The organism is Acidovorax sp., from assembly GCF_021287135.1.
Lineage (GTDB): Bacteria > Pseudomonadota > Gammaproteobacteria > Burkholderiales > Burkholderiaceae_C > Acidovorax.
In genome coordinates, this window is record NZ_JAJTBB010000023.1 from 1 (window position 1) to 25,724 (window position 25,724).

General features: G+C 69.8%; 23 protein-coding genes. 10 read left to right on the top strand and 13 right to left on the bottom strand.

Going from position 1 to position 25,724, the window contains the following annotated elements:
- Nucleotides 1-158: 158 nt before the first annotated feature.
- Nucleotides 159-2,099 carry a penicillin-binding protein 2 gene (mrdA, locus tag LWW96_RS06530; RefSeq protein ID WP_291485218.1) on the top strand — a complete coding sequence of 647 codons (1,941 nt, stop codon included), beginning with the start codon at nucleotides 159-161 and terminating at the stop codon, nucleotides 2,097-2,099.
- A 61-nt stretch (nucleotides 2,100-2,160) separates the two neighbouring features.
- On the opposite strand, the gene LWW96_RS06535 is transcribed toward mrdA, so the two are convergent.
- The 5 genes from LWW96_RS06535 to LWW96_RS06555 form a co-directional block, all read right to left on the bottom strand.
- Entirely contained in the window at nucleotides 2,161-3,051 is an 891-nt protein-coding gene (locus LWW96_RS06535; RefSeq protein WP_291485220.1) for a DMT family transporter, read from the bottom strand.
- A gap of 92 nt (nucleotides 3,052-3,143) precedes the next feature.
- Nucleotides 3,144-3,896: an amino acid ABC transporter ATP-binding protein gene (locus LWW96_RS06540; protein ID WP_291485222.1), complete on the bottom strand. Its 753-nt coding sequence runs from the start codon at nucleotides 3,894-3,896 to the stop codon at nucleotides 3,144-3,146.
- Nucleotides 3,893-4,675 (bottom strand): amino acid ABC transporter permease, encoded by a 783-nt coding sequence (locus tag LWW96_RS06545; RefSeq protein WP_291485224.1) that lies wholly within the window; start codon nucleotides 4,673-4,675, stop codon nucleotides 3,893-3,895. The genes LWW96_RS06540 and LWW96_RS06545 overlap by 4 nt, the downstream gene beginning before the upstream one ends.
- Before the next feature lie 127 nt (nucleotides 4,676-4,802).
- Nucleotides 4,803-5,567 carry an ABC transporter substrate-binding protein gene (locus LWW96_RS06550; protein ID WP_291485226.1) on the bottom strand — a complete coding sequence of 255 codons (765 nt, stop codon included), beginning with the start codon at nucleotides 5,565-5,567 and terminating at the stop codon, nucleotides 4,803-4,805.
- Nucleotides 5,568-5,811: 244 nt separating this feature from the next.
- The gene (locus LWW96_RS06555) at nucleotides 5,812-6,570 is read right to left on the bottom strand and encodes a TSUP family transporter (RefSeq protein ID WP_291485228.1); all 759 of its coding nucleotides are present in this window, start codon (nucleotides 6,568-6,570) and stop codon (nucleotides 5,812-5,814) included.
- Between the two features lie 359 nt (nucleotides 6,571-6,929).
- Between LWW96_RS06555 and LWW96_RS06560 the strand changes: the two genes are divergently transcribed.
- Entirely contained in the window at nucleotides 6,930-8,279 is a 1,350-nt protein-coding gene (locus LWW96_RS06560; protein ID WP_291485230.1) for an ammonium transporter, read from the top strand.
- Nucleotides 8,280-8,341: 62 nt separating this feature from the next.
- A complete protein-coding gene (locus LWW96_RS06565) occupies nucleotides 8,342-8,677 on the top strand; it encodes a hypothetical protein (protein ID WP_291485232.1) in 336 nt (111 codons plus the stop codon).
- Between the two features lie 28 nt (nucleotides 8,678-8,705).
- Here LWW96_RS06565 and LWW96_RS06570 read toward each other — a convergent pair whose 3' ends face one another.
- The gene (locus LWW96_RS06570) at nucleotides 8,706-10,397 is read right to left on the bottom strand and encodes a GMC family oxidoreductase N-terminal domain-containing protein (RefSeq protein ID WP_291485234.1); all 1,692 of its coding nucleotides are present in this window, start codon (nucleotides 10,395-10,397) and stop codon (nucleotides 8,706-8,708) included.
- 295 nt (nucleotides 10,398-10,692) lie between these two features.
- On the opposite strand from LWW96_RS06570, the gene LWW96_RS06575 reads away from it, so the two are divergent.
- The 4 genes from LWW96_RS06575 to LWW96_RS06590 all read left to right on the top strand — a co-directional run bounded on the left by LWW96_RS06575 (nucleotide 10,693) and on the right by LWW96_RS06590 (nucleotide 14,486).
- Entirely contained in the window at nucleotides 10,693-11,820 is a 1,128-nt protein-coding gene (locus LWW96_RS06575; protein ID WP_291485236.1) for an ABC transporter permease, read from the top strand.
- Between the two features lie 172 nt (nucleotides 11,821-11,992).
- Nucleotides 11,993-12,835 (top strand): ATP-binding cassette domain-containing protein, encoded by an 843-nt coding sequence (locus LWW96_RS06580; protein ID WP_291485239.1) that lies wholly within the window; start codon nucleotides 11,993-11,995, stop codon nucleotides 12,833-12,835.
- Nucleotides 12,835-13,797 carry an MlaD family protein gene (locus tag LWW96_RS06585; RefSeq protein WP_291485241.1) on the top strand — a complete coding sequence of 321 codons (963 nt, stop codon included), beginning with the start codon at nucleotides 12,835-12,837 and terminating at the stop codon, nucleotides 13,795-13,797. The genes LWW96_RS06580 and LWW96_RS06585 overlap by 1 nt, the downstream gene beginning before the upstream one ends.
- A gap of 8 nt (nucleotides 13,798-13,805) precedes the next feature.
- Nucleotides 13,806-14,486: an ABC-type transport auxiliary lipoprotein family protein gene (locus LWW96_RS06590; RefSeq protein ID WP_291485243.1), complete on the top strand. Its 681-nt coding sequence runs from the start codon at nucleotides 13,806-13,808 to the stop codon at nucleotides 14,484-14,486.
- A gap of 33 nt (nucleotides 14,487-14,519) precedes the next feature.
- Here LWW96_RS06590 and LWW96_RS06595 read toward each other — a convergent pair whose 3' ends face one another.
- From LWW96_RS06595 to LWW96_RS06605, 3 genes are read right to left on the bottom strand one after another with little or no spacing between them, the layout of a single operon-like run.
- Nucleotides 14,520-15,911 (bottom strand): NAD(P)/FAD-dependent oxidoreductase, encoded by a 1,392-nt coding sequence (locus LWW96_RS06595; protein WP_291485245.1) that lies wholly within the window; start codon nucleotides 15,909-15,911, stop codon nucleotides 14,520-14,522.
- 43 nt (nucleotides 15,912-15,954) lie between these two features.
- Nucleotides 15,955-17,385 (bottom strand): DUF1501 domain-containing protein, encoded by a 1,431-nt coding sequence (locus LWW96_RS06600; RefSeq protein ID WP_291485247.1) that lies wholly within the window; start codon nucleotides 17,383-17,385, stop codon nucleotides 15,955-15,957.
- 48 nt (nucleotides 17,386-17,433) lie between these two features.
- Nucleotides 17,434-19,317, bottom strand: coding sequence for a DUF1800 domain-containing protein (locus LWW96_RS06605; protein WP_291485249.1), 1,884 nt, complete (start codon nucleotides 19,315-19,317; stop codon nucleotides 17,434-17,436).
- Between the two features lie 353 nt (nucleotides 19,318-19,670).
- Here LWW96_RS06605 and LWW96_RS06610 point away from each other — a divergent pair, with 353 nt between their 5' ends.
- From LWW96_RS06610 to LWW96_RS06620, 3 genes are all read left to right on the top strand, one after another.
- Nucleotides 19,671-19,889: a CsbD family protein gene (locus tag LWW96_RS06610; protein ID WP_291485251.1), complete on the top strand. Its 219-nt coding sequence runs from the start codon at nucleotides 19,671-19,673 to the stop codon at nucleotides 19,887-19,889.
- 83 nt (nucleotides 19,890-19,972) lie between these two features.
- Complete coding sequence (locus tag LWW96_RS06615; protein ID WP_291485253.1) at nucleotides 19,973-20,554, top strand: hypothetical protein; 582 nt, start codon at nucleotides 19,973-19,975, stop codon at nucleotides 20,552-20,554.
- A 163-nt stretch (nucleotides 20,555-20,717) separates the two neighbouring features.
- The gene (locus tag LWW96_RS06620; RefSeq protein WP_291485255.1) at nucleotides 20,718-21,236 is read left to right on the top strand and encodes a hemerythrin domain-containing protein; all 519 of its coding nucleotides are present in this window, start codon (nucleotides 20,718-20,720) and stop codon (nucleotides 21,234-21,236) included.
- A 292-nt stretch (nucleotides 21,237-21,528) separates the two neighbouring features.
- Here LWW96_RS06620 and LWW96_RS06625 read toward each other — a convergent pair whose 3' ends face one another.
- The 4 genes from LWW96_RS06625 to LWW96_RS06640 form a co-directional block, all read right to left on the bottom strand.
- Nucleotides 21,529-21,852, bottom strand: a complete 324-nt coding sequence (locus LWW96_RS06625; RefSeq protein ID WP_291485257.1) for a hypothetical protein — start codon at nucleotides 21,850-21,852, stop codon at nucleotides 21,529-21,531.
- On the bottom strand, nucleotides 21,849-23,288 hold the full coding sequence (gene creD, locus LWW96_RS06630; protein WP_291485259.1) for a cell envelope integrity protein CreD: 1,440 nt from the start codon (nucleotides 23,286-23,288) through the stop codon (nucleotides 21,849-21,851). The genes LWW96_RS06625 and creD overlap by 4 nt, the downstream gene beginning before the upstream one ends.
- 193 nt (nucleotides 23,289-23,481) lie before the next feature.
- A complete protein-coding gene (creC, locus tag LWW96_RS06635) occupies nucleotides 23,482-24,951 on the bottom strand; it encodes a two-component system sensor histidine kinase CreC (protein WP_291485261.1) in 1,470 nt (489 codons plus the stop codon).
- Nucleotides 24,952-25,022: 71 nt separating this feature from the next.
- Nucleotides 25,023-25,718 (bottom strand): winged helix-turn-helix domain-containing protein, encoded by a 696-nt coding sequence (locus LWW96_RS06640; protein ID WP_291485263.1) that lies wholly within the window; start codon nucleotides 25,716-25,718, stop codon nucleotides 25,023-25,025.
- Nucleotides 25,719-25,724 lie beyond the last annotated feature (6 nt).

The window sequence follows — 25,724 nt, forward strand, 5'->3', positions numbered from 1 at the left end:
CCAGCTGGGTGCTGCTGGCGCCCCAGCGCCGGCCGCCTGACAGCGACCAGAACCGGCCTTTGTGACATGACGCACCGTGTGAGCTGCTTCGCGTCGTTTTGCTGGGCTGCGCCTGTGGCGCGGTCTTCTGCGTCCGTGTGGCGCCCGGGAGTTCACGCATGACCGAGGTGCGCAGCAGCGAAGCCGACGCCTCGCGATTCCGGGTCCGCGCCGTGGTGGTGGGCTTGGTGGTGATGGCAGCGTTCTGCCTGGTGGCGGCACGCCTGGTGTACCTGCAGGTGGTGCGCCATGAGGACCTGGCTGCCCAGGCCGAAAGCAACCGCACGGCCGTGGTGCCCATCGTGCCCAACCGGGGGCTCATCCTGGACCGCAACGGGGTGGTGCTGGCCACCAACTACTCGGCCTACACGCTGGAGATCACGCCGTCGCGGGCCGGCACGCTGGACGAGACGATCGATGAACTGTCCAAGGTGGTCGAGATCCAGGCCCGCGACCGCCGCCGCTTCAAGCGGCTCATGGAGGAATCGCGCAATTTTGAGTCGCTGCCCATCCGCACGCGCCTGACCGACCAGGAGGTGGCGCGCTTTACGGCCCAGCGCTACCGCTTCCCGGGCGTGGACATCAAGGCGCGGCTCTTTCGCAACTACCCGCTGGGCGAGGTGGCCAGCCATGCCATCGGCTACATCGGCCGCATCAACCAGACCGAGAAGGCCCGCATCCAGGACTCGGAGGACGAGGCCAACTACCGGGGCACGGAGTACATCGGCAAGCTGGGCGTCGAGCAGAGCTTCGAGAGCGCCCTGCACGGCACCACGGGCGTGGAGCAGATGGAGACCTCGGCAGGCGGCCGCGCGGTGCGCAAGCTCTCCAGCCACGCGGCCACGCCGGGCGACAGCGTGATGCTGTCCATCGACATCAAGCTGCAAAAGCTCATCGAGGACATGTACGGCAACCGCCGCGGCGCGCTGGTGGCCATCGACCCGCGCAACGGCGAAATCCTGGCCCTGGTGAGCAAGCCCACCTTCGATCCCAACCTGTTCGTGGAAGGCATCGACGTGGAGAACTGGACGGCGCTCAACGAGTCCATCGACAAGCCGCTGCTCAACCGCGCGCTGCGCGGCACCTACCCCCCGGGTTCCACCTACAAGCCGTTCATGGCGCTGGCGGCGCTGCAGCTGGGCAAGCGCTCGCCCAGTCTGGTGATGAACGACCCCGGCTTCTACACCTTTGGCGGACACACCTTCCGCAGCCACGAAGGGGGCCTGGGAGCGGTGGACATGCACCGCGCGATCCAGTTTTCGAGCAACACGTATTTCTATTCGCTGGCGGTGGACATGGGCGTGGACACCATCCACGACTTCATGAAGCCGCTGGGCTTCGGCCAGTCCACGGGCATCGACCTCAACGGCGAGGTGCGCGGCGTGCTGCCCAGCACCGAATGGAAGCGCAACACCTACAAGCGCGCCGACATGAAGCGGTGGTTTCCGGGCGAAACCGTGTCGCTGGGCATTGGCCAGGGCTACAACAACTTCACCATGCTGCAGCTCGCGCTGGCCGAAGCCACGCTGGCCAACGGCGGCACCCGCTACCGCCCGCACCTGGCCAAGGCCGTGCGAAATGCCGTGACCGGGGTGGTGACCGACATCGAGCAGCCGCCGGGCGAGAACCTGGGCTACCTGGCACGCAATGTCGAGATCGTGCGCAACGCGCTCGTGGCGGTGAACAAGGGCGGAACGGGCACGCGCGTGTTTGCCGGCGCGCCCTACACCTCGGCGGGCAAGACCGGCACCGCCCAGGCGGTGAGCCTGGGGCAGAACGTCAAGTACAACGCCAAGGCGCTGGAAGAACACCAGCGCGACCACTCGCTGTTCGCGGCGTTCGCCCCGGCCGAGAACCCCACCATCGCCCTGGCCGCCATCGTCGAGAACGCCGGCTTTGGCGCCGCCCACGCCGCGCCCATCGCCCGCCGGGTGTTCGACTACTGGCTGCTGGGCGAGTACCCCAGCGAGGAAGACCTGGCGGCCGTGCAGAAAGGCCAGGCCTCAGCCCCCATCGGCAAGCCCCGCAAGGTCAGCGAGGTGCCGCTGGCGGCGCCGTGAGTTTGCTATATAAATAATAGCTGCTTGCGCTTGCTGGATAAGCGCCAGGGCCGTATTTGATTCAAACCGGTTTGCCGGTGCTTGGTGCCGGCTGGATCTGGCTGAACACCAGGGCCCCGACGATCAACGATGCGCCACCGATCCCCGCCCAGCCCAGCCGCTCGCCCAGCAGCACCCAGGCCGTGAGCGCGGCGAACACCGGCTCCAGGCCGAACACGATGGCGCTGCGCAGCGCGTCCACCCGCTGCTGGCCCCAGGCCTGCAGCGTCACCACCACCACGCTGGCCAGCAGGCCCAGGTAGAGCAGTGCCAGCAGCGCGTCCGCGGGCAGTTCGCCCGCCGTGCGCAGCCAGCCCATGCCGCCGTCGCGCGCCAGCAGCAGGGCGGTGGACGCCAGCGCCATCACGGTGGCCTGCGCGGCGGCCATGCGCGTGGCCCGCAGCGGCTGCGCTGCCGTGCGGCGCGCGCATTCTTCCAGCGCCAGGATGTACAGGGCGTAGAACACCGTGCTGGCCAGTGTCAGCGTATCGCCCAGGTTCCAGGGCTCGTTCTCGTGGAACATCAGCGCCATGCCGGCGCAGGCCATGGCGCAGGCCGCCCACAGCCGCCAGCCGTAGCGCCGGCCCAGCGCGGCCATGGCGATCAGCGGCACCACCAGCACGTTCAGCCCGGTGACGAAGGCATTGCGGTTGCTGCTGGTGCGCGCCAGCCCCTCGATCTGCAGCCAGAACGCCAGGAACAGCAGCAGGCCCAGCGCGCAGCCCCAGCGGCGCTCGTGCGGCAGCATGCCGCGCCACAGCGGCGCCAGCACCACCAGCGCGATCGCGAAGCGCAGCCAGATGATCTGCAGCGCATCGAGGTGGGCCGACAGCAGTTTCATGGCCGGGAAGGTGGTGCCCCACACCACGGTCACGGCCAGCAGGGCTGCCAGGCCCCAGCGTTCAGTACGCATCGGAAAAATTCCCCAAACCCATAAGAACCTGTTCAAAGAAAAAGGGCCGCCGGTTGCCCGGCGGCCTCTGCGCTGCGGCGCTTCGCACCGCGTCAGTGGCTCACCTGCCCCAGGAACGCCCGGATGCGGTCGCTGGCCGGGTTGCCGAAGAACTCCTGCGGCGCCGCATCGTGCGCGATGCGGCCCTGGTCGAAGAACATCACCCGGTCGGCCACCTCGCGCGCAAAGCCCATTTCGTGGGTGACCACGATCATGGTCATGCCGCCGCGCGCCAGGCTGCGCATCACGTCCAGCACTTCCTTGACCATCTCCGGGTCCAGCGCCGAGGTGGGCTCGTCAAACAGCATGACCTTGGGCTGCATGGCCAGCGCCCGCGCAATGGCCACCCGCTGCTGCTGCCCGCCCGAGAGCTGCCAGGGGTACTTGTGCGCGTGGTCCTGCATGCCCACGCGCCGCAGCAGCTGCAGGGCCTCGTCGTTGGCTTGCGGGCGCGGCGTGTGGCGGATGCGGCGCGGCGCCAGCGTCACGTTGTCCAGCACGCTCATGTGGCCGAACAGGTTGAACTGCTGGAACACCATGCCCACCTCGCAGCGCTGGCGCTGCAGTGTGGCGTGGTCGTCGCTCACCTCCACGCCGTCGATGGTGATGCGCCCGCTGTCGTGCGGCTCCAGGCGGTTGATGGCGCGCAGCAGGGTGCTCTTGCCCGAGCCGGATGCGCCGATGATCACGGTGACCTCGCCCGTGTGGAACACGGTGGAGACATCCTTGAGCACCTGGTGCGTGCCGAACGACTTGCACACATGCTCGGCCACGATGTAGGGCTTGGGGGGAACCTGGGGGTTCATCGGTTGCGGCCCTCCACGTCGAAGCGGTACTCGACCGCGTTGGAGATCTGCGTCACCAGGGTCGTCAGCAGCAGATAGGTGATGGCCACGGTGGTCAGCGTGGCAATGGGCTGGAAGGTGGCCGACTGGATGCGGTTGCCCACATTGGTCAGCTCCACCACGCCGATGGCGTAGGCCAGCGAGGAGTCCTTGAGCAGCGCCACGAAGTTGCTCACCAGCGGTGGCAGCGAGATCTTGAACGCCTGCGGGAACACCACGTCCAGGAACACATGCATGCGGCCCAGGCCCAGCGCCTTGGCGGCCTCGGTCTGCCCGCGGGGCACGGCCAGCAGGCCGGCGCGCAGCGCCTCGGCGTTGTAGGCGCCCACGTTCAGCCCCAGGGCCACCACGGCGGCGGCGAAGTCGGGCAGGTTCAGCCCTGGCACCAGCACGGGCAGGGCAAAGTACACAAACAGGATCTGCACCAGGAGCGGCGTACCGCGGATGGCCCAGATGTACACGCCGGCCACCCAGCGCAGGGGCACCCAGCGGGCCGTGCGCGCCAGGGCGGCGGCGGTGCCCAGCACCAGCCCCACGGCGCCGCTGACCAGCGTGAGCCACAGCGTGGTGCGCGCCCCTTCCGAGAACGCCTGGGCGTTGGGGCCGATGGGGTCGGGGAGGTACGACAGCAGGTGGCCCAGCAGCGCCAGGGCCAGCACCATCAGCACCAGGGCCGCCACCAGCGTGGCATTGCTGCGCTGCTGCCGGGACCAGCTTTGTGGCCAAAGAGCGAGAAGCATGGATCAGACGACCCGGAGGTCTTGGTTGGAAATCGGACCGGTGGCCGGGCGATCATGCGCTCGCCACCAGAAACGGCAAGGGTGCGCAGCAGGCCTGAGCCGTCTGCGCACCCCAGGGGCCATCACATCAGTTGCAGCGCACGTCCTCGTTGAAGTACTTCTTGGAAACGGCGGTGTAGCTGCCATCTGCCAGCACTTCTGCAAAGGCCTTGTTCCAGGCGTCGGCCAGGCCAGTGTTGCCCTTGGCCATGGCCGGCGCGATGCGCTCGATGAACAGCATGTCGCCCAGCTTGAAGCCCGCCTTCGCGTTCTTGGCGGCGGCCTCCTTGGCCACGAACTTGTCGCTCACCCAGGCGTCCACGCGCTTGGAGATCAGGGCGCGCTGGGCGTCGGTGTCCTGCGGGAAGTTCTTCACTTCCTTCACGCCGCTGACCTTTTTCACCTGCTCCAGGTAGCTGGTGCCCGTCTGCACGGCCACCACCTTGCCGGCCAGGTCCTTGGCGTTGCGGATCTTGTCGTCCATGGCCACGATGATGCCGCCCGAGCAGTAGTGGGGCGCGGCAAAGGTGACGGCCTTGGCACGCTCTTCCGTCACGCCGTGCGAGGCGATCACGGCATCCCAGCGGTTCTGGCCCAGGCCGGTGAGCAGGGCGTCGAAGCCCAGTGTCTTCCACTCCAGCTTCAGGCCCATCTTCTTGACCACCAGCTCGGCCACTTCCACCTCGAAACCGGTGAGCTTGGTGCCCTCGAAGAAGTTGAACGGGGCAAACTGGCCTTCGGTGGCCACGATGATCTTGCCGTCCTTCTTGATCTCATCCAGCGTGCGGGCCTGGACGGCAAGGGCGGCGCACAGCGCCACGGCGGTAACAACGGCGGACTTGAAAAACTTCATGGCAGGTTCCTGCGGGGGTGGTTCAGGTACAAAAAAACCGGCATGCAGGGTAGGCAAGCCGGAGCGGTGATTCAGGCATCGCCATCAGCGATGGGTCTCGTCATCAAACGGAAATGCGCAGAAATTATAGGGTGCGCGTTCGCCGGGGGGCCATGCAGGGCAACCCCGATGACCTCGCCCTGTGCCGGTGGTAGGCCCTTGCCCCGGGTTGCAAGGACAGTGCCACCGCGCGCGGCGGTTCCGGTCAGCGCAGGAAGGCGTCATAGCCTGTCTTGAGAATCAGCGTGCCCACTACGGCGATGAAGATGGCCCGCACGAAGCCCGTGCCGTGCTTGAGCGCCAGGTGCGTGCCCAGCAGGCTGCCCACCACGTTCGCCACCGCCAGCGTCACCGCGAAATGCCACCACACATGGCCCTTGGCCGCAAACAGCACGATGGCCGCCACGTTGGTGGCGCAGTTGAGCAGCTTCGCGGACGCCGAGGCATTGAGAAAGTCGTAGCCCAGCAGCCGCACGAACAGAAACACGAAGAAGCTGCCCGTGCCGGGCCCGAAGAACCCGTCGTAGAAGCCGATCAGCACCCCGATGAGGCTGGCCGCCAGCACCTCGGCCCGGCCCGCAAAGCGCGGGGTGTGGTGGCGCCCCAGGTCCTTCTTGGCCAGGGTGTAGAGCAGCACGGCCAGCAGCACCAGCGGCAGCAGCTTGCGCAGGAACTCCCCCGACATCACCGTGACCGCCCACGCCCCGGCGAACGCGCCGGCAAACCCGGCCAGCGCGGCCGGCAGCAGGGCCGGCCAGCGGATCTGCACCCTGCGGCTGTACTGCCAGGTGGCCATGGCCGTGCCCCACACCGACGCCGCCTTGTTCGTGCCCAGCAGGGTGGCCGGCGGGGCACTGGGAAACGCCGCGAACAGGGCCGGCACCATCACGAGGCCGCCGCCACCGACGATGGCGTCCACAAAGCCCGCCAGCAGCGACGCAAGGGTCATCAAAATCCATTCCATCGCAGCATTTTCGCACCCTGGGTGCTATCGATTCAGGAACTGGCGGCAGCGGGGCAGGCCGCTGGCGCGGCCCCCCAAAAGAAAAAGGCGCTGGGATCGCCAGCGCCTGAAAAATGTGCATCTCGTTGGATGCTTGGAATATTGGGTTATTGGTAGAAAGGTTGTCTCCTCGGCCCCTCGCTTGGCACACCGAAGCGCGCTTTCGAGTGGCATCACTGTAACGGTTGCACTGCGGTGGTGCATTGGGGGTTTCCCGCCCCCGTGTGGGGCGCCGCTGGGGGCTGCCAAGGTGCCCAGGCCGGGTTTGGGGCTGGCACGTCTCGTGCAAAGCGCAGCCTATTTCGCCGAGGGGAGACTTCATGCGGGCAACAAGCCGGTGGATGGCGGCCGTCTGGCTGTGGGGGTGCGTTGGCGCCAGCGCGTTGGCGCAGGCGGTGCCCGAAGGGGCGTTGGCGGTGGCGGCTCCGAGCCGCCCGGCCGTGGTGGAGCAGGCGGCGCTCAATGCCGCCGACACGGCGTGGATGATGACCTCCACGGCGCTGGTGCTGCTCATGACGCTGCCGGGCATCGCCCTGTTCTATGCGGGCATGGTGCGCCGCAAGAACGTGCTCAACACCATGGCCAGCGTGGTCGCCATTGCCGCGCTGGTCAGCCTGCTGTGGTTCGGCGCGGGCTACTCGCTGGCGTTCACGCCGGGCAGCGCCTGGCTGGGCGGGTGGGAGCGGGCGGGCTTTTCCGGGCTGGACTTCGACCTGGCGGGCGGCAAGGTGGCGGTGAGCCACGTGGCGCCGCGCATTCCAGAGTCGGTGTACGCCATGTTCCAGCTCAGCTTCGCGGTGATCACGGCCGCGCTGCTGGTGGGCGCGCTGGTCGAGCGCATGCGCTTTTCCGCCATGCTGGTGTTCATCGGCCTGTGGACGCTGCTGGTGTATGCGCCCGTGGCGCACTGGGTGTGGGAGCCGGGCGGCTGGCTCGCGCGTCTGGGTGCGCTGGACTTTGCCGGGGGCTCGGTGGTGCACGTGAACGCCGGGGTGGCGGGGCTGGTGTGCGCGGCGTTCCTGGGCCGGCGCACGGGCTACGGGCGCGAGGCTTTCGAGCCCTACAGCCTGGGCCTCACCATGGCGGGTGCCGGCATGCTCTGGGTGGGGTGGTTCGGGTTCAACGCGGGCTCGGCCGTGGCGGCCGACGGACGTGCCGGCCTGGCCATGGCCGTCACGCACGTGGCGGCGGCGGCCGGGGCGCTGTCCTGGATGATGGGCGAATGGATTGTCCGCGGCCGCCCTTCGCTGCTCGGGCTGTGCTCCGGCCTCGTGGCGGGGCTGGTCGCCATCACGCCCGCGGCGGGGTTTGTCACGCTGCGCTCGGCGGTGGTGATCGGCGTGGCGGCCGGGCTGGCGTGCTACTGGGGCGCCACGGGGCTCAAGCGGCTGCTGCGCGTGGACGACTCCCTGGACGTCTTTGGCGTGCACGGCATCGGCGGCATCGTGGGCTCGCTGCTCACGGGTGTGCTGGCCAGCCGCACTGTGGGCGGCGTGCAGGGCGACCTGCTGACCCAGGCGCTGGGCACCGGCGCCGTGGCCCTGTACAGCCTGGCGGTCACGGCGGTGCTGCTGTGGGCGGTCAACTTTGCCATGGGCCTGCGCGTGGACGAGCAGAGCGAGCAGACCGGCCTCGATATCGCGCAGCACCGGGAGCGCCTGGGCGGATAGGGTCCGCCCCCACGTTTGTTTTGCCAGATGCGTCTGTCCCCTAGCGACAAGGAGTCCGCCCCATGTCCGACCCCGACAAGCTCGCCATTGCGGCCCACCTGCACGTGCTGCTGCGCCGCAAGACCGGGCGCGTGACCGACACCGAATGGATGGCGGCCAACGCCGAATATGCGCAGGAGGTGGTGCGCTTTGCGCGCCAGCGTGCGCGCGAGGACAACGCGCCCGAGCTGGCGGAATGGGCCGACCGGCTGGAGCACGCGCTACTGGCCACGCCCGCCGCCGCGCCCCGCCGGCCTTTGCTGGACGCCGCCGCGCAGGCCGTGCGCCAGCGCGCAACACCTGCGCCTCCGTCCCCGCCAGCGCCCGAAGCACCGCGCTACGTGGGCGGCATCCGCTGACGGGTCTGGCCGGGCGAAAGGCCCGCAATCACCGCGCGCGCCGCGCGGCCAGGATCCACTCCGCCGCCTTCTCCGCAATCATCAGCGTGGGCGAGTTGGTGTTGCCGCTGGTGATGCGGGGCATGGCGCCCGCATCCACCACGCGCAGGCCCGCCACCACACCGCCGCGCCCGTCGCGCACGCGCAGCTGCGCATCGAGCACGGCCATCGGGTCGCTGTCGCGCCCCATCTGGGTGGTGCCCACGGGATGGAAGATGGTGGTGGCAATGTCGCCGGCCAGGCGCGCCAGGTCCTCGTCGCTTTCAAACTGCACGCCGGGCTTCCACTCCTGCGGCTGGTACCGGGCCAGCGCGGGCTGGGCCACGATGCGGCGCGTCACGCGCAGGCTGTCGGCGGCCACCTGGCGGTCTTCGGGGGTGGAAAGGTAGTTGGGCGCGATGGCCGGGGCGGCACGGAAGTCCGGGCTCTTGATGGTCACCGTGCCGCGGCTGGTGGGGTTGAGGTTGCACACGCTGGCCGTGAACGCGGGAAAGCTGTGCAGCGGGTCGCCGAAGGCGTCGAGCGACAGCGGCTGCACGTGGTACTCGATGTTCGGGTACGGCTGGCCGGGGCTGCTGCGGGTGAAGGCGCCCAGCTGCGACGGCGCCATGCTCATGGGGCCGCTGCGCTTCATCGCGTATTCGAGCCCGATCTTGGCCTTGCCCCAGAGCGAGCTGGCCAGTGCGTTGAGCGTGGGCACGCCGTTCACCTTGAACACCGCCCGGATCTGCAGGTGGTCTTGCAGGTTGGCCCCCACGCCCGGCAGGTCCACCGCCACGTCGATGCCGTGCTGGCGCAGCAGCGCGGCGGGGCCGATGCCCGAGAGCTGCAGCAGCTGCGGCGAGTTGATGGCGCCCGCGCTCAGGACGACCTCGCCCATGGCGTGCGCCGTGACCATCTCCCGGCCGTCCCACACCTGCACGCCGGTGCAGCGCGTGCTGCCGTCGGCCTGCTTTTCGAGCACCAGCTTGGCGGCGTGCGCGCTGGTCCACAGCTCGAAGTTGGGGCGACCGTAGCAGGTGGGCCGCAGGAAGGCCTTGGCCGTGTTCCAGCGCCAGCCGCTTTTCTGGTTCACCTCGAAGTAGCCCACGCCCTCGTTGCTGCCGCTGTTGAAGTCGTCGGTGGCGGGGATGCCGGCCTGCTGCGCCGCCTGGGCGAAGGCGTCCAGCACGTCCCAGCGCAGGCGCTGCTTTTCCACGCGCCACTCGCCGGTGCTGCCGGTGGCCTTGTTGCCGTGCAGGCGCTTGAAGTGTTCGCTGGCGCCCTCGGGCCGGTCCAGGCGCCAGTGGTCCTCGTGGCGGCGGAAGTAGGGCAGCGCGTTGTCCCAGCGCCAGGTGGCGTCGCCGGTCAGCTCGGCCCACTGGTCGTAGTCGCGGGCCTGGCCGCGCATGTAGATCATGCCGTTGATGCTGCTGCAGCCGCCCAGCGTCTTGCCGCGCGGGTAGCGCAGCTGGCGGCCGTTCAGGCCCGCGTCGGGCTCGGTCTGGTAGAGCCAGTCGGTGCGCGGGTTGCCGATGCAGTACAGGTAGCCGACGGGGATGTGGATCCAGTGGTAGTCGTCCTTGCGCCCGGCCTCGATGAGCAGCACGCGGTGGCCGCTGTCGGCGCTCAGGCGGTTGGCCAGCAGGGCGCCTGCCGTGCCGCCGCCGATGATGATGGTGTCAAACGTGGTGTCGCTCATGGGCCGGGGAAGAAAGGGAAAAAAGGGACGAACAGCTGTGCCAGGGTCGCGGGCCATTGTGCGGGTTGGGCCGACCCTGTCGAGAGGGAGAGCCCTGCTTGCTATATTTTCAATAGCTGTTTGCGCTTGCCAGTGTTGCGCCAGCGGCCATTTTGATAATAATTGCACGCGGCGGCGTTGCGGCTGTGCTTGGCGGGCTGCTGTCTGACGGGCCCGAGCCGTTGCGCTCCGTTACCATGCACGCTCGCATTGCCTGCGTGCCTTGCTTGGCGGCGCGCCCGCACTGCCCACCCCCATGACCGACCTCGCTCCGCACCTTGTTGTCCGCACCGACACGCCCCAGGGGCCGTGTGCGCAGCTGCGTGGGCGCTGGGGCGCGGCCGAGCTGGGGACCGAGGCCCAGTGGAAGGCCGTGGCCGGCCAGCTGCGCAGCCACCCGGCCAGCCCCACGCTGGCGTGGGACCTGCGCGAGCTGCAGTGGCTGGACCATGTGGGCGCGCAGCTGCTGTGGAACCACTGGCAGCATGCCTGGCCCGCCCAGCTGGCCTGCACCGAGGCCCAGCGCACGATGCTGGAGCGGGTGGCCCACTTCACCTGCGCGGCACCGCCCACCGAACCCTGGCGGCTGGGCGAGCAGGCGGACCACCTGGGGGTGCTGGTGCTGCACGGCCTGGACCACGCGCGCCACGTGCTCGAAATGGTGGGCCAGCTGGTGCTGGACCTGGGCCGCCTGGCGCGCAAGCCGCGGCGGGGGCCGTGGCGCGACGTGTCGGGCCACCTGTACCGCATGGGCGCCACGGCGCTGCCCATCACGGCGCTGGTGGGGTTCCTCATCGGCGTGGTGCTGGCCTACCTGATGAGCCTGCAGCTGCGCCAGTTCGGGGCCGAATCGTTCATCGTCAACATCCTGGGCATCTCGCTCATCCGCGAGCTGGGCCCTATGCTCGCGGCCATCCTGGTGGCGGGGCGCTCGGGCTCGGCCATCACGGCGCAGATCGGCGTGATGCGCGTGACGGAAGAGCTGGACGCCATGCGCGTGATGGGCATTCCGCACAGCTTCCGCCTGGTGCTGCCGCGCACGCTGGCGCTGGCGCTGGCCATGCCGCTCATCAGCGTGTGGACCACGCTGGCCGCGCTGGCCGGCGGCATGCTGGCGGCCGACCTCACCATGGACATCTCGCCCGCGTACTTCGTGCAGGCCTTGCCGGCGGCCGTCAAGGTGGGCAACCTGGGCCTGGCCATGGCCAAGTCGGTGGTGTTCGGCGCGTTCATTGCGCTCATCGGCTGCCACTGGGGGCTGCGGGTCAAGCCCAATACGCAAAGCCTGGGCGAGGGCACCACGGCGTCGGTGGTCACGTCCATCACCATGGTCATCATCGTGGACGCGCTGTTTGCGATCGCGTTCAAGAATATAGGGATATGAAGAGGCATCCCCCTGTGGCGCTGCGCGCCTTCCCCCTTCTCTCGAATCACTGCGTGATTCGGGAAGGGGGACGCCGCCAGCGCGGCGGGGCGGCCCTTGCGCGGCGGCCGCTGGGCTGGGCCGTGCCGGTATCGGCCGCCGTGGCCATAGTTGCGCAACAAGGGGGCCGGCCATGACGGAGCGCATCGCCAAGCCCGAGCACATCGCCGTTGCGCCCGGCGAGCCGCCCATCGTGGATGTACAGGGCCTCTGGACGCAGTTCGGCAAGGGCGACGAGGTCTTCACCGTGCACCAGGACCTGAACTTCAGCGTGCAGCGGGGCGAGATGCTGTCGCTGGTGGGGGGCTCGGGCACGGGCAAGACGGTGCTGCTGCGGCAGATCCTGGGGCTGGCCAAGCCGGCGCGCGGCACGGTGACGGTGCTGGGGCGCCCGGCGTCCGAGATGGGGCGCGAGGGCGCGGCCAGCCGCGTGGGCATGCTGTTCCAGCACGGCGCGCTGTTCTCGGCCTTCAACGTGCTGGACAACGTGGCGTTTGCGCTGCGCGAGCAGGGCACCCTGCCACCCGACCTGGTGCGCGATGCGGCCCTGGTCAAGCTGCAAATGGTGGGGCTCAAGCCCGAGCACGCCACCCGCATGCCCGCCGACCTGTCGGGCGGCATGGTCAAGCGCGTGGCCCTGGCGCGGGCGCTCATCATGGACCCGCCCCTGCTGCTGCTGGACGAGCCCACCGCCGGGCTGGACCCGAGCAGCTCCGACGACTTCTGCGCCCTGCTGCGCGAGCTGCGCGCATCGCTGGGCCTCACCGTGGTCATGGTCACGCACGACCTGGACACCCTGTTCGCGCTGAGCACGCGCGTGGCCGTGCTGGCCGACAAGAAGGTCATCGTCACCGGCGCGCCGCACGAGGTGGCGCATTTCCAGCATCCGTTCATCGAACACTTCTTCCTGGGCGAACGCGGCCAGCGGGCCATGGCGCCCGCACCGGCGGCGCCGCCTGACAAGGAAACCCCCTGATGGAAAACAAATCCCACGCGCTGGCTGCAGGCATCTTCGTGCTGGTGGTGGCCGCCATGCTGGCCGGGCTGGCCATCTGGCTCACGCGCGACGACGCCAACTACGAGCTGTACGAGCTGTCCACCAAGGACGGCGTGGGCGGCCTGCAGCCCCAGGCCGCCGTGCGCTACAAGGGCGTGGCCGTGGGCAAGGTCACGCGCATCGGCTTCGACCCCCAGGTCAACGGCAATGTGCTCATCCGCATCGCCGTCAACGAGCAGGCGCCCATCAGCGCCACCACCTTTGCCGTGCTGGGCTACCAGGGCGTCACCGGGCTCGCCCACATCCTGCTGGACGATGCCGAGAAGCCCTACCCCGAGCTGCCCCCCGGCCCCAGCGGCCTGCCGCGCCTGCCGCTCAAGCCCTCGCCCTTTGGCAAGCTGGCCGAGCAGGCGCCGGCCATCCTCACGCAGGTGGAGGAGGCCACGCGGCGCATCAACCAGGTGCTGGGCGACGGCAACCAGCAAAAGCTGTCCGAAGCGCTCGGCAACATCGCCCAGGCCGCCGGCAGCGTGAACGCGCTGACGCAGCGCCTGGACGCCACCGTGGCCCAGCGGCTGGACCCTGCCCTGGCCGCGCTGCCGCCGCTGGCCGGCGATGCGCGCAAGACCCTGCAGACGCTGCAGCAGGCGGGCACCAACGTGTCCACCCTGGCGGCCGACCTGGGCAAGACCACGCAGCGCCTGAACGCCGAGGGCGGCGCCATCGACCAGATCACGCTGGGCACGCAGTCGCTGGCGCGCGCGGCCGACCAGTTCAGCACCACCACGCTGCCGCGCATGAACCGTGCGGCCGACGACACCTCGCGCGCGGCCCGGCAGCTCAGCCGCACCGCCGGCGGCGTGTCCGACAACCCGCAGCTGTTCATCTACGGCTCGGGCCGCATTCCCCCCGGCCCGGGCGAACCCGGCTTTGCGCCTTGAGGAGTTGTATGAAAACTATCAAAAGAATAGCTGCTTGCGCCCGCCCATCAAGCGCTGCAGCCCTTTTGGGTGCATTGCTGCTGCTGGCGGGCTGCTCGGCCCTGCCCAGCCCGCCCACGCGGCCGGTGCTGTACGACTTCGGCCCCGGCGTGGTGGCCCCCGCGCCCACCGACCGCCGCGCTCCCTTGCCGCCGCTGGCGCTGGCCGACGTGGACGCCCCCGGCCTGCCCGAGGGCAGCAACGCCGTGCTGTACCGGCTGGCGTATTCCGACGCCCAGCAGCTGCGCCCCTACAGCCAGGCCCGCTGGAGCCAGCCGCCCGCACAGCTGGTGCAGCAGCGCCTGCGCGAGCACCTGGGCCAGCGCCGGGCCGTGCTCAAGGCCGACGACGGCGCGGCGCAGGCGCGCGACCCGGCCCAGGGCGGCAAGCTGCCGCTGGTGCTGCGCGTGGAGCTGGAGGAGTTCAGCCACCTGTTCACCAGCGCCACCGAGAGCGCGGGCGTGGTGCGCCTGCGCGCCACCGTGGTGGACCTGACCCCGGCCGGCGAGGCCCTGCGCGGCCAGCGCGTCTTTACCGTACGCACCCCGGCGCGCACGGCGGACGCGGCCGGCGGCGTGGCCGCGCTGGCCGATGCCACCGGCCAGGTGGCGCAAGAGCTGGCGGCCTGGCTGGAGCAGCTGGGCGGGTAGCAGCCCTGCCCAGGCCAGCCCGGCACGGGCCCGTCAGGAGCGCTGCGGCCCTGTGCTGGTGCCGGTGGCAGTGCTAGCCGTGGCCGGCGCGTCCATGCCCGCCACCACCCGGGCCGAGCGCGCAAAGCTCCAGTACGCCCAGGCCCAGTCCATCAGCACCACCAGCCGGTTGCGAAAGCCGATCAAAAAGTACACGTGCGCGAACAGCCAGAACAGCCAGGCAAAGTAGCCTGAGAACCGCACCGGCCCGGCGGGCGAGGTGAGGTCCACCACCGCCGAATTGCGGCCGATGGTGGCCAGGTTGCCGTAGTCGCGGTAGCGCAGCGGCTGCGTGGGCTGGCCCTGCAGGCGCCGCAGAAGGTTGGCCGCCGCCGCGCGGCCCATCTGCTTGGCGCCCGGTGACACGCCGGGCACGGGCCGGGGCGGCTGGCCGGGCACGTGGCTTTGCGCGGCGGCCAGGTCGCCGATGACGCTGATCTCCGGGTGACCGGGCAGTGCCAGGTCGGGCTCGACCACGACGCGGCCGGCACGGTCGGTGGTGCAGCCTGTGGCCTCGGCCAACTGGCGGCCCAGCGGCGAGGCCGCCACGCCCGCCGCCCAGATGATGCATTTGCTCTTGATTTGATAGCTGGTCGCGCCCGACCCATCTGCGCCAGAGGGCGGTTGGACCATCAAACCCTCTGCGTCGATGGCGGTGACGCGGGCCTGCACCCGCACGTCCACGCCCAGCTTTTCCAGCTGTTCGCGGGCGCGCTGGCTCAGCGTTTCGGGCATGGACTGCAGCACGCGCGGGCTGCCCTCCAGCAGGATGATCTTGGCGCTGGCCGGGTCGATGTGGCGGAACTCGCCCGGCAGGGTGTGGCGCGCGATCTCGGCCAGCGTGCCCGCCATCTCGACCCCGGTCGGCCCGCCGCCCACCACCACGAAGTTCAGCCAGTCCGCGCGCCGCTGGGGGTCGGACTCCTTCTCGGCGGCCTCGAACGCCAGCAGGATGCGGCGGCGGATCTCGAACGCGTCCTCCAGCGTTTTGAGGCCGGGCGCGTAGGGCGCCCACCGGTCGTTGCCGAAATAGCTGTGCGTCGCGCCCGCCGCCACGATGAGGTGGTCGTACGGCAGGGCGAGCCCGTCCCGCAGGTGCACCATGCGTGCGGCCACGTCCACGCGCGCGACCTCCCCGAGCAGTGCGGTGGCGTTGGGCTGGTGGCGGAACAGGTGGCGGATGGGGGCCGCGATGGCGGGTGCGGACAGGCCGGCCGTGGCCACCTGGTACAGCAGCGGCTGGAACAGGTGGTGGTTGGCCTTGTCGACCACCGTCACGTCCACCGCCGCATGGCGCAGGGCCCGTGCGGCCTCCAGGCCGCCGAAGCCGCAGCCGACGATGACCACCCGGGGGCGGCGCCCCGTGGGGGCTGGGGATGTGCTCATGCGCCGATTATTGGGCGCCCGGCGGGCGGCGGCTTGTCAGGTTTTACAGAAACCCCAGGTCGGTCGGGTAGTCCGGCCGGCCGGCGGCGGCGCCGAAGTGCCCGATGTTGGGCAGCACGCCGGCCATTTCGCCGTCGGCCACGCCGAACCACTTGGCCAGGGTGGCGGCGTACTGGTCCACCGAAGTGGACGGCAGCAGCCGGCCCTGGCCCACGTGCCACTGGTCTTCCGGCGCGGCGGTGTTGCCCACGCTGACCGGCGGCGCACTGCCGTAGAAGGCCTTGCCCTTGACGGCGCCGCCCACCACGAAGTGGTGGCTGCCCCAGCCGTGGTCGGAGCCGTCGCCGTTGGAGCTGAGCGTGCGGCCGAAGTCCGACGCGGTGAAGGCCGTCACCTTGTCCGCCACGCCCAGTTCCACCGTGGCGCTGTAGAAGGCGGTCAGCGCGTCGCTCAGGCGCTGCAGCAGGCCCGGCTGCTGGGCAATCAGGTTGTCGTGCAGGTCGAACCCGCCCAGCGACACCATGAACACCTGGCGCTTGCTGCCCAGGCCGTTGCGCGCTCCGATGAGGCGGGCCACCATCTTGAGCTGGTCCGCCAGCGGGTTGTTGGCCGGGAAGGCGGTGGTCAGGGTGGTGCTGGCCAGTGCGCTGGTGATCTGCCCTTCGGACGCCACGGCCCGCGCGGTCACGCGGGTGTATTCGTTTTCCAGCAGGTGGCTGCTGGGCTGCTGGATCAGCGCCGTCAGGGCCCCCCGCACGGCGCTAGAGCCGTACACGTTGTTCTTCACCCCGTTGATCGCCACGGCGCCCGAGGGGCTCACCTGGTACTGCAGGGCCGAGTCGCCCGACAGGAACACCGCGTTGCCCGTGACGGAGATGCAGGTGAACAGCGAATTGCCGTTGGAGGACAGCGCCAGGTCGCCGATGTTGCCGCCCCAGCCCACGGTGGAGCCTTCGGGCGAGGACGATTGCCACACCGACTGCTGGTCGTTGTGCGAGAACAGCTTGGGCGGCAGCGGAAAGGCCTTGCGGTCGGGGCTGTTGTACTGCGCGCGCGTGAGCGGCACCACCAGCGGCCCCACGTTGAGCTGCACGGCGGCCTTGCCGCTGTTGAAGAGGCCGGCCATTCCCGTCATGGCCGGGTGCAGCGCGTACTGGCGGCCGTCGGGCAGGGGGGTGGCAGGCGTGAGCAGCGTGGGCGTGAGCGACGCCTTGGGCAGCGCGATGCTGCCGCGGATGGCGCTGTAGCGGCTCCAGCTGGCGTCGTCATAGGTGACCACGGTGTTGGCGTAGTCGTTGCCGCCGTAGAGGAACACGCAGACCAGGGCTTTGTAGTCGTCCGCGGCAAAGGCCGCGGCTTCGCCCATGGCGGCCAGGTTCAGGGCAAAGGGCAGGGCGGTGCCTGCCAGCCCCAGCTGCGCGGAGCGCCGCAGGAAGGCGCGGCGGGAATGGAGTTCGGGTTGAAGCAAGTGCATGGCGGGGCTTCTCGGGGGCGGTCGGGCCGGCGGGGCTGCCGGCCGGGTTCATTTCTGGACGAGGTACTCGGCGCTGGCCATGACCAGGAACACGGCGGCGGCCACCCGGTCGCGCTTGGCGTTGTCGGTGCTGGCCGCGGTGATGTTGATGGTCTTGAGCGCGTCGGCGATGAGCTTGACGGTGGCGGCCGAGAGCTGGCCGGCGCACATCAGCAGGTTGATGCGGGCCACCAGTGCGTCCGCATCGGCCACCAGGGCCAGCTCCTGCGTGTAGGCGGCCTTGATGTCGAAGCCGTTGTTGGGCGTGCTGGCGTTGTGGGGCACCTCGGGGCCGTTCACCCAGAGGCCGTTGCGGATGGCGCCCTGCATGAAGTTCAGGTAGCCGCCCACGCTGCTTTCGTTGACCAGCTGGAATTCCGGCGCCACGGCGCCGGTGGCCGCCAGCGCGGTGGACGGCGGCACATAGCCGGGCCGGAAGAAGTTGAACACCGAGGGCGAGCGCAGCGGGCTCTGGCCCAGGCGCGATCCCGGGTCGCTGAGGTTGCCGATCTTCCAGGTGCCGAAGGTCGAGTTCAGCCCGAAGGTGCGGCCCCATTGCACGAAGCGCAGCATGGGCTCGCGCAGCTTGCCGAAGCCCGGCTGCGTGAGGCCCGCCGGCGAGCGGGCCTCATCGTCGAGCAGGATGGCGCGGATCACGGCCCGCAGGTCGCCGCGCACGCCCGCGCCATTGTTGGCAAAGGCGGCCGACACCCGCGCCACGTAGCCGGGCGACGGGTTGCTGGTGACCAGGCGCTGGATGAGCTGCTTGCCGATGAACGGCCCCACGTTGGGGTGGTTGAACAGTGTGTCCAGGGCCATGCGCAGCGCCTGCGCGCCCGGCGTGCCCGCCGGGATGGTGGTGCCCAGGAAGCTGGCAGCCAGCGCGGAGTGGCGCGACTCGGTCAGCGCCATGGGCAGCCGGGTGAACGTGGTGCTGGAGACGGTGCGGTTCGTGCCCGGCACGGTGGTGGGCGTGTTCTGCGACTGGTCGTAGTCGTAGCCGGTGAACACCCGCGCGAGGTTGGTCACGTCGCTCTGGCTGTAGCTGTCGATGGGCTTGCCCGCCCCGTCGCGCTGGGGCGTGCCGTCGGGGTTGAGCAGCACCAGCCCGATGGACATGAGCTGCATGATCTCCCGCGCGTAGTTCTCGTCGGGCTGGCGCCCGGTGGCGGGGTTTTCCTTCTGGTTGCCGCGGGTGTTCAGGTAGAACCCCATGGCCGCGTTCAGCGTCACGTCCTGCAGCAGGCTGCGGTAGTTGCCGAAGGCCTGGAACACGAGCTGGTCCCAGTACCAGGCGATGGCGTGGCTGCGCCAGTTGAAGTCCAGCCCCGAGAGCGACACCACGCAGATCTCCGACAGCGCCAGCGCCACCCGCTTGCGCAGGCCGTCCGGCGACTGCAGCAGCTGGTGCCAGATCATGTAGTCGCCGGGATAGCTGTTGTCGTAGAACCCGGTGTCCTTGTTGACGTCGGCATAGCCCCGCTCGTTGAGCCACTGCCATCCGCTCTGGGACAGGGGCGCATTGAACTGGGCTTCCAGCCAATCGGCATACGTGGTGGAGCGCAGTGCCGCAATCTCGGCGGGCGTGGCGGAGAACTGCGCCTGCAGCAGGAAGCGGGCGGCCTCCTGGTCCGTCTGCGGGGCGGGGTAGGTGCCCACCGCGCCCGCCTGCGGAACCCCGGTGCCCAGGCCGGTGGAAGGTCCGTCGCCGCCCCCGCCGCCGCAGGCGGCCAGCGAGACGGCGGCGGCCACCCCGGCGGCCACCGGGCGCAGGACGGCCGGGGCCGGGTGCACGGTCCCCGCCCGGGGCTGGGGTAGGGAAGAAGAAGCAGGGGCGGGGGACTCCGCGGCTGCCGCAGGCGCGGCGAGCGGTTCCTCGTGGGTAGTTTGCATGGCTCGTGGGAATCGAAAAAAGGCGCCGTCGGGGGGCGCGTTTCGCACTTCACCACAGCGAATTCCCCTACGGATGCACAAACGTTACCAAATGAAACGCTTCTCTCGAAGAGGGCAGGTGTAACGCTGGCGGGATGATGGGGAATTGCAACATTTTGTGGACTGGGCCGGGCGGTCGAGGGGCGCCCCGGTCTGTCTGGCACGCACCGTAGGCTTGTGCTGACGCACGCAACGCAGGCCGGACTACGGGCCGCGCCGCCCGCCTTTTCTAGAGTTCATCCCATCGCATCACGCACCTGTTCCACGCATTCCGGGTGGATGGCTGACGCGAAATCTTTTCGAGGATGCACGCCATGAATGAAGACACCGTCCAAGGCAACTGGAAGCAGTTCAAAGGAAAAATGGTCGAGCAGTGGGGCAAGCTCACCAACGACGACCTTGATGTCATCGACGGCAAGCGCGAACAGTTCCTGGGCAAGCTGCAAGAGCGCCAGGGCATTGCGCGCGACGAAGCGGAAAAGCAGCTCCGCGACTGGCAGGCCCGCCACCCCGACTTCCGTTTCAACGACTGAGACGTGGCCCCGCCGGGCGCCGCGACCCCGCCGCCCGGCCGGACCCTGATGGATTCCCAATTTCGTTCACCGAGGAGAACACCATGCAATTCACACGCACCCTGATGGCTTCTGTCGTCGCCGGCCTGCTGGCCACCTCTGCACTGGCCATGACCGACGCCGACTACAAGGCGGGCAAGGACCGCATTTCCGCTGACTACAAGGCCGCCAAGCAAAAGTGCGATGGCCTGAAGGACAACGCCAAGGACGTCTGCATGAAGGAGGCCAAGGGCGCCGAAGACGTGGCCAAGGCCGAGCTGGACGCCCAGCACAAGCCCAGCGCCAAGGCCACCCGCAAGGTGGCAGACGCCAAGGCCGATGCCGCCTATGACGTGGCCAAGGAAAAGTGCGACGACCTCAAGGGCAATGACAAGGACGTCTGCGTGAAGGACGCCAAGGCCGCCCGCGTGAAGGCCAAGGAAGACGCCAAGGTGGCCGAGGCCCAGGCCAAGCCCGCCGACAGCGCCGCCGCCAAGAACGCCGATGTGGCAGAGGCCCGCAAGGACGCCAATGCCGAGAAGAACGACGCCGCCTACAAGGCCGCCAAGGAGCGCTGCGACGCCATGTCGGGCGACGCCAAGTCCAAGTGCGTGGACGACATGAAGCGCATGTACGGCAAGAGCTGATCCCCGGCTCCCTGAAAACGCCAGCCCCGCCCCGAGCGGGGCTTTTTTGTGCCCGCCCCTGGAGGCGCCGCCGCGGCGGGAGCTGACCTGGGTCAAAACGCCCGGGCGGCGTCCGCCCTAAGCTCGCCCCCTGTTTTTGTCTCGCTGTCGCGAAGGGATGCCCATGGCTCAACTCGAATGGTCGGATGCACTGGCCCTGGACCTGCCGGTGATGGATGACATCCACCAGGAATTCGTGGGCCTGCTGGCCGCGGTGGACCGTGCCGATGACGCCGCCCTGCTGCCCGCCTGGCGCGCCCTGGTGGACCACACGGACCACCACTTCGCGCAGGAGGATGCCTGGATGGCATCCACCCGCTTTGCCTCGGGCAACTGCCACAGCATGCAGCACAAGGTGGTGCTGCAGGTGATGCGCGAAGGCACGGCCCGCGCCGAGCAGGGCGACCTGAAGCCGCTGCGCATCATGGCCAGCGAGTTGGCCCTGTGGTTCCCCCAGCACGCCCAGAGCATGGACGCCGCCCTCGCCCTGCATGTGCGCCGCGTGGGGTTTGATCCCGCCACCGGCATCGTGCATGCGCCCGACGCGCTGCCCGGCGAGCTGATCCACGGCTGCGGCGGCGCCAGCTGCTCCGACGAGGACCGCCCCGCCAGCGTGGCCCGCGAGGAAGCCGCGGCGGCCTGAGCTGGCCCGCGCGGCCGGGGCACTGCCACCGGCTTGCCTGCCGGGGCAGCATTCCGGATTTGCTAGATTATTGATAGCGCCCTGCGCTTGCTCAGCAAGCGCAGGGCGCTATTTTTACCTGATTAGCAACCTACCTCAGACGCTTCGTCTTCCCCACCCGTCCGGGCTGAGCCTGTCGAAGCCTTGCACGCGCGCTGCAAGCCCTGGCTTCGACGGGCTCAGCCCGAACGGATGGAGTGGTATCTGACACAAGTAACTAATCAGGTATTTTTATGGCCGTTGTCTGTGGCCGTCAGTCGCCCAGCGGGCGGCGCGGCAGCAGCAGGGCCGCCATGCGCCAGCACAGGTCGCGCAGCGCACGGCGCAGGGCGGGGGAGTCGGGGCCGGGCTCGGCGTGCGGATCACAGGGGCGGAATGCCGCGTCCAGCACCTGCTGCTTGGCGCCCCGCAGCGCGCCCCGGTCGCGCCGCTGCAGGGCGGCCGCCAGCTGGTCGCGGTAGCGTTGCACCCGCGCGGCTTCCGCGGCCGTCAGGCCTGCCGTGGACGGCTGCGGGGCGGGGCCGGCGAGGTGCCGGGCCCAGGCCTGCGGCCCCAGGGATGGCGCCTCGGCGCTCATGCGGCCTCCGGGCGGGGCGTGGTGGGCGGCGCGGGGCGGCGGGGCGTGCCCGCCGGGGACGACAAGCTGTACCAGTTCACCTTGCGCGTGAGCACCATCACCGCGGCCAGCACCAGGAAGAGCGCGATGGAGCCCACCACCAGCGCCGTCTGTTCCAGCTGCAGCAGCAGGTACAGCAGGCCGTACAGCACCGCGATGCCCGCGCCCAGCGGAATGCCGCGCGCCAGGCCGCCCAGCATGTGGCTGGCGTAATAGCCCAGCAGCAGCACGCAGGCGCCCGCTGCCACGGCATACGACACGCCAAATGGCAGGTGTTCCGACAGGCTCACCAGCAGCAGGAAGAAGCTGCACAGCGCGCTGCCCACCAGCAGGTACTGCACGGGGTGCACGCGCAGTTTCTTCATCAACTCGAACAAGCCCACGGCCACGAAGGTGAGGGCGATGAACAGCACGCCGTACTTGGTGGCCCGGTCGCTGAGCGAATACGGGTTCACCGGGTCCACAAACGCCACGCTGAAGCTGTCGGCACAGGTGCTGCCTTGCGAGGCGCTGCCCGTGCCGTATTCGGGGCTTCGCGGATCGTTGTCCAGCCCGCCCGCGCACACGGGCTTGCCCTCGGCAATGTCGGCCTGCGCCGTGGTGGCCAGCGACGACAGGCGCCAGGTGGCCGCAAAGCCGGTCTTCTTGACCTCGCGCTCGGACGGCAAAAAGCGCCCCGCAAACGACGGGTGGGGCCAGCCGCTGGTCATCAGCACCTCGGTGTTGCCGCCCAGCGGCACGATGGCCAGGCGCTCGGTGCCCACCAGCTCCAGGTCCAGCGTGGCGGCCAGCCCCTCGGCCTTGCCGCGCACCGACTCGGGCAGCACGGCGTGCAGGCCCCGGCTGTAGGCGGGGTGGAAGGTGCCGGGCTTGAGTGCCAGCGCCTGGTGGTCCAGTGTGAACTGCGCGGTGCGGATGCCGCGTGCGTCGCCCACGGCCATCATCACGATGGGGGCGCCGCAGTGCATGCGCGAGTTCTTCATGGTGCTTTGCGGCACCAGCCCGGCCATCGAGCCCCACTGCGCCGCCACCTGGGCCTTCAGGGTGTAGGTATTCACCTTGTGCAGGCCGCGGGCGCGCTCCTCCATGGCGGCGCCGGTGCTGATCTTGAGCTGCTCGGGCATGGCCGTCAGGCGGAACTCGCGGCGGCGCTCCACCATGCGGCGCTCGTCGCCCTTGCCGGTTTCCTCGTCCCAGCTTTCCACGCAGGCGCTGTGGATCAGCGGGCCCATCAGGGTCTGCGGGCCGGCCAGGCTGTCGGCCACGCTCTGGGCCGTGAGGCTGCGGTAGCGCTGCCGGTCGCGCACCACGCCCTCGATCATCGACAGGCCGATCATCAGCAGCACGACGACCGCGCCCAGCGCGGCCAGTTTGGTGAACAGGGGGTGTTTGAACAAGAGATCCTCCACAAGTGCATGTTGTGGAGCGAGTGTTGGCGCCGGGTGTGAGGGGGCGATGAAGTTTGTGAGGCGAGGGTGAAGTGGCGCAGGTCCCTTCAGCCAGGCTCGGGCCAGGCTTTTCCGGGCGCCGCGCAAGGCTTTGACAAGCTCAGCCCGGGCGGTTGTTGGTGCTTAAGGGCGGCCGTTCCGTTCAAGGGTGGGCAGCAAACACCAGCTCCACCCGCAGCCCCGGCGCCGTGTTGCGCACCACCATGTGGCCGCCGTGCAGCGCCATCACGCGCCGCACAATGGCCAGCCCCAGGCCCGATCCGCTGCGCTCGCCGCCGGGGCGCGCCGTGGTGAAGAAGCGCTCGCCCAGGCGCGGCAGCGCGTAGTCGGGCACGCCGGGCCCGGCGTCCTGCACGGCCACGGTGGTGCCGGCCAGCTCCACCCGCACGGTGCTGCCTTCGGGGGCGAAGTCGATGGCGTTGTCCAGCAGGTTGGTCAGGGCCAGGGTCACCAGCTCGGCCTCCCACGGGCCGCTGGCTCCCGCGCCGGCCAGCGCCAGCGTGATGCCGCGCTGCGCGGCGCGGGCGCGCGTCTGGGCGATGGCGGCTTCCGCGCAGTCCTGCAGCGCCACGGGGGCGCGGCCCTCGGCGTGGTGGCGCTGCTCCAGCTTGGACAGCTCCAGCAGCCGGTCGATGATGCGCTGCAGGCGCTCGCTTTGCTGCACCACTTGGTGGGCGAACTCGGTGCGGTCGGCGGCGGGCAGCTCGTCCTGCAGCAGCTCGCCCGCGCCGCGGATGGCGGCCACCGGGCTTTTCAGCTCGTGCGTGAGGGCGCGCACATAGCCTTCGATGTAGTCGCGCCCCTCCAGCCGCGCCCGCATGCGGTCCATGGCGCGGGCCAGGTCGCCCAGCTCCCCGGGCACCTCGGGCACAGCCAGCGCGGCCGGCTGTGGCACGGCGGGGTCGTGCACCTCGCCGTCGGCCGGGCCCTGCACGCTCAGGGCGTAGTCGCGCAGGCGCCGCACGTTCCACACCATCCACAGCGTCACGGCCACGCCCACGGCGGCCGAGAGTGCCAGTAGCAGCAGCCCGCCCATGAACACCTTGCGCTCGGCGCGGTCGATGAAGCGCTGCACCGTGCGCGTGGGCTTGGCCACGGTGAGCACGCCCGCGATCCGGTTCTGCACGTAGATGGGCGCAGCCACATGCATCACGCCGCTGGTGTCGTCCTCCTGCACGTCGCGGGTGGAGCGCGCGCCGTATTCGCCCCGCAGCGTGCGTGCCACGTCGCGCCAGCGCGAATAGTCGGCGCCCACGGCGCGGTTTTCCGAGTCGAACAGCACGCGCCCGGTGGTGTCGGTCACGTAGATCCGGTAGTCGAGCGACTGCTTGGAAAACCCCCAGATGGCGGCGTCGATGGGCCGCGTGGCGTAGCGGCGCACATGCTGCGCAAACGGGCTGGCGCGGCTGTTGCCGGCGTCCGCTGCCAGCCGCCCGGCGGCCAGGTCTTCGCTGGCCAGCTCGGCCAGGATGTTGGCGGTGTCCACCATCATGTCTTCCATCACCTCCCGCACGCTGGGCTTGATCTCGGCCATGAACACGCGCAGCACAAAGAACGCGGCGATGCCGTTGATGAGGAAGAAGGCGAACAGCAGGCGGATGCCGAGGCGCATGGCGTGGCGGGATTATTCAAAAATGATAGCTGCCAGCGCTTGCTGGATAAGCGCTGGAGGCTATTTTTACGTCAAATATCAACACAGTACCCCATGCCCCGGTGCGTGCTGATGTACTCGCGCCCCGGGTCCACCTCGCGCAGCTTGGCGCGCAGGGTCTTGATGTGGGTGTCCACAGTGCGGTCGGTGCTCTCGCTGTCGTCGCCCCAGGCGGCGGCCAGCAGGGCCTCGCGCGAATGGATGCGGCCTGCGCCGCGCAGCAGGTGGGACAGCAGGCGGTATTCGCGCCGCGTCAGCGGCAGGGCCTGGCCGCGCAGGCTGATGCGCTGGCCGGGCTCGTCGTCATGGAACAGCGGCACGGCGGCGGGCGCCGGGCTCGCGTGGCCGTTGCCGTGGCCTGCGCGGCGCAGCAGGGCCTTCACGCGCGCGGCCAGCTCGCGCGGGCTGAAGGGCTTGGTCAGATAGTCGTCGGCGCCCAGCTCCAGGCCCAGCACGCGGTCGATCTCTTCGCCCTGGGCGCTGAGCATCAGCACCGGCACGGCCGAGGTCTGCGCCGCGCCGCGCAGATCGCGCAGCAGGTCGAGCCCGCTGCCGTCGGGCAGGCCCACGTCCAGCACCAGCAGGTCAAAGCGCGTGCACTGCAGCTGCTGGCGCGCATCGTGCACCAGCAGGCTGTGCGTCACGGCCAGGCCGTCGCGCTCCAGCGCATAGGCCACGGTGCGGGCGATGGCGGGGTCGTCTTCGAGCAGCAACAGGCGGGCGGACATGGGCGG